Genomic DNA, 3,968 nt, shown 5'->3' with positions numbered 1-3,968 from the left:
CCATCAGGACTTAATTGTTTCAGTAACTTTCCGTACCGGTCAAATATATAAATTTTTGCATTACTTCCAATACGTTCAATATTCCAAGTTTCATTATTTCCATCTCCATTGGGTGTAAAAAACAATGGATAATCGATAATAAAACGTGATGTGGTTGTTAATCCACAACCATTTTTATCTCTTGCCGTAATCTCATGGTCTCCTGCTGATACTCCTGTAAAGATGTTATCATCTTGCCATGGACCTCCGTCTAAACTGTATTCATAAATACCTATTCCTATCGCTATAGCTTCTAAACTGTGGTTCTCTGCAAAATTTAGTGTTAGTAATTCTACAGTTAAACTTGGTGGTTCGCTTTCTATAACTTCAGTTGTATCTACATTAGTACAATTGGTTACTGTTGATGTGCTCATATCGGTTACTAACACACTGTAGCTTCCTCCTTCTGTTGGTATGATACTTGGACCTGTCTCCGTTGGTAGGACTGTATTATTATAACTCCATTCAAAACTATAATCTGTTGCGGATAAACCTGTATCGATAACTAAGGGATCTAGTGCCTCTGTACCATTAGTGTTTAAACATAAAATATAAGTCTCGTCTAAATTAAATTCTGGTAACGGATTAACTTGTAAGGTAACCTCGGCTACGGCGTAACAAATAGACGTATCATTACCTGTAACTCCATCTGGCGTGTCATTATCTACTCGTGCATAAATAACTTGTGGGTTAACGGTATTTTCATACAGTGTTGGTAATGGATTTACCTTTAAGTCCGCATCGTCTTGCGTTTCATAATAGCTTACAATGTAGTTTAGTGGATCTTGACCGTCTAAAACTTCTGGATCTCTTGTGGTTAAATCAAACTGTGCACTATCATTGGTTGGGTCTCCATCAGTTTCCATCTCATCATCACAGGTTTCATAAAGAATTGGTGCCATATTTGGATTGGCTTGTGCTGCTTCTTGCACTTCGAGATTAAAGCTCTGTGTGCTTATTGAACATCCTGTTACATTGTTGGTGATAGTCACAAATATCTGCTGTGGGTTGCTTAAGTTGGTATATAAACTAACTAAACCATTCATACCGGCTTCAGCATCACCTAAATTATCGTGATAGCTCACTATAAACTGTGATGGATCTTGACCATTTAAAACCTCTTCGTCTTTAGTGGTTAAATCAAAATTATCAAAGCCATCGGTATTTAATTCACATTGAATAAAGTCTGTTACAGCTACAACACTTGGTAATGGGTGTACTATAATTGTAAAATCAATTAAGGCATAACAACCTGTTGCATCATTGGTAACCCTTACATAAATCTCTTGTTCTGGGGTTTCTGTATTGGTGTATTGCGTTGGGTCTGGTATCGCATTCGTATCTGAGTTGGCATCATCTAAACTCTCATAATAGCTTGCTGTCACTCCTGCTTCTCCATTTAAAATGAGTATTTCATTTTCTGTAAGGTCAAAAACCTCTACCCCATCTCCGGTATTAATAGCGTCACACAACTCTAAGTTTGGTATTTCATCACTTGGGGTTGGGGTTGGGTTGGGTAATACTCTTATCGTTAATGTTACATAATCTACACAACCAGTATCGGTATCGGTAACAACTACATAAAGCGTTTGTGGGTTAGCACTTAAGCCGTTTATAGAGGTATTGGTATACTGTGTGGGATCTGCAATGACATTAGTCTGAGATTGTGCATCGGCATTAGTCTCATAATATGCTACGGACCAACTTGCATTACCTCCTATGATCTCATTGTCTTTTACTGTTAAATCAAATGAGGTAAACTCATCTCCTGGTGTTTCACCTAAGTCATCACATACACTCAGTTGTGTGGGTTGTATTGCTACGGGTGGTAAATTAACTTCTAACTCAAACAGCCCGGTATCTTGACAGCCGCTAGCTGGATTAAACAAACGTACATAAAGCGTTTGTGGATTTGAAGTATTCGTATAATTACCAACATTGATTATTGGATTGTTTCCACTTGCGGCATCTAACTCATTAACATGATACGTTAACACAACTTCTAAGGGGTCTTGTCCGTTTAAAATCTCATCATCTTTAGTGGTTAGATCAAATTGGGTAATACCATTATCATCGGTGTCGCACAAAACAAAAGGTGCGATACTTGTTGGCACTTCTGGTGATGACAATACAATTAATTCTAGCGTATTAGTCGTAAGACTATAGCAACCTGTTAAGGTGTTCTCTGAACGCACATAAATCATTTGGTTGTTCGCTACAATGTTGGTGTATAAGCCAAGTATTGGATTATCATCATTATTGGCATCGGTTTGTGTCTCGTGATAGCTAATCTCTACATTGGGTTCGCCATTGGTGATTTCTATAGTACGTTGTGTTAAATCAAATTCTGCAAAACCATCATTGTCATCATCACAAACTTCTATTGGTGTTGGATCTGATTCTGGTGATGGCACTGGATCAACACGTAAAGTGACAGTCACCGTATTATAACAACCTGTAACATCGTTTTCTGCTCTTACAAAAATAGTCTGGGCGTTGCTTGTGTTTACATATGGACTCATTATGGGGTTGCTTGCATTATCGGCATCCAATTGGGTCTCATAGTACGTTAGGGTAATACCTGTTTGGCCATTTAAAATGGCCTCATTAGCATCTTCTAAGATAAAACCTTCTTGCTCATCTCCTGGATTATTAACATCACACAACTCTAATGGTCCTGGTGTTACTAATACTGGTAATGGGTTGACAATTAATTCTAAACTGGTAACCTTATAACAGCCTCCTACCGTGGTATTATCCTCTACACGCACCCAAATAATTTGATTAAAATCATCTGTATTGGTATAATCAAGTGGATTACTAATTGCATTATTGGCTGCTGCGGCATTCGCTTCACTCTCGTAATAACTTACGATGTACTGTAATGGATCTTGACCGTTTAGAAATTCTGGTGCTTTAATCGTTAAATCAAAACTAGCAAAGCCATCTGCTGAAATATCATCACAGGCTGCGAGTGGTGTGGGAGCTATTAATTGTGGTGTTGGTTCTACTATTAATTCTACCTCAACAACTGTAGCACAATCTGTGGCGATTGTCGGACTTTCTATTCGGGCATATAATAGTTGAGCATTTTGAACAATGTTATTATAGTTTACCGTAGTGTCAATAGCATCAACTCCATTATCGGCATTGACTTCTGTTTCGTGGTAGGTCACCTCTAAACCAGATGCGCCTCCTGTAATTTCATCATCGACATCAGTTAGTGTAAACACCCCTATACCATCATTATCGGGATCACAGTATATAAGTGCCTGTGGTGTAAATGCTATGGGTGCTTGTTGCACTGCTAATTCTAAATTAGTCGTAGCATAACAGCCTGTATTTATATTCTCTACACGTACATAAATGATTTGGCCGTTACTGGTATTGGTATATAACGTTGGTAACGGATTTGTATCGGCCTCTGCTTCTGCCATAGTCTCATAGTAACTTACAGAATACGCAGGGTTGTTTCCTGTGATTTCGGTGGTCTTTAGACTTAAATCCATCTCTGTTAGACCATCTGGTGTACCATCGTCACAAACTTCTAGAGCGCTTGGCGCTATCACTTCTGGCAATGAATTAACAATAAGATCAAAACTCGTAGTGCTATAACACGTTGGATGCAAAGGGTCTTCTACTCTTGCATAAATCGTCTCTAGATTAGCTGTGCTATTGGTGTAACTTGTTGGTAAAACTCCTGCATTATTGTTTGCATTATCTTGACTAGCGTGAAAAGAGACATTGTAAACCGTAGCGTCTTGACCTCCTAAAATAACACCTACTTGACTATTTAAATCAAAAATAGCAAAGCCATCATCACTAGCATCATCACAAACTTCCAATGCGTCTGGCGCTGTAGCTAAAGCTTTTGTGTTAACAACTAAATTAAATAATGCAGTGGCTGAGGCATTGTAACAACTAGAATC

The 3,968-nt window shown here is 38.3% G+C and carries 1 protein-coding gene; it reads right to left on the bottom strand.

The features are described 5' to 3' along the window. The coding region (locus HM986_RS17410; protein WP_179336317.1) for a T9SS type B sorting domain-containing protein at window positions 1–3,968 on the bottom strand (3,968 nt) is incomplete at both ends.

Source organism: Winogradskyella costae (assembly GCF_013403865.1).
Lineage (GTDB): Bacteria > Bacteroidota > Bacteroidia > Flavobacteriales > Flavobacteriaceae > Winogradskyella > Winogradskyella costae.
This window is presented reverse-complemented; position numbering and strand designations above follow the sequence as displayed.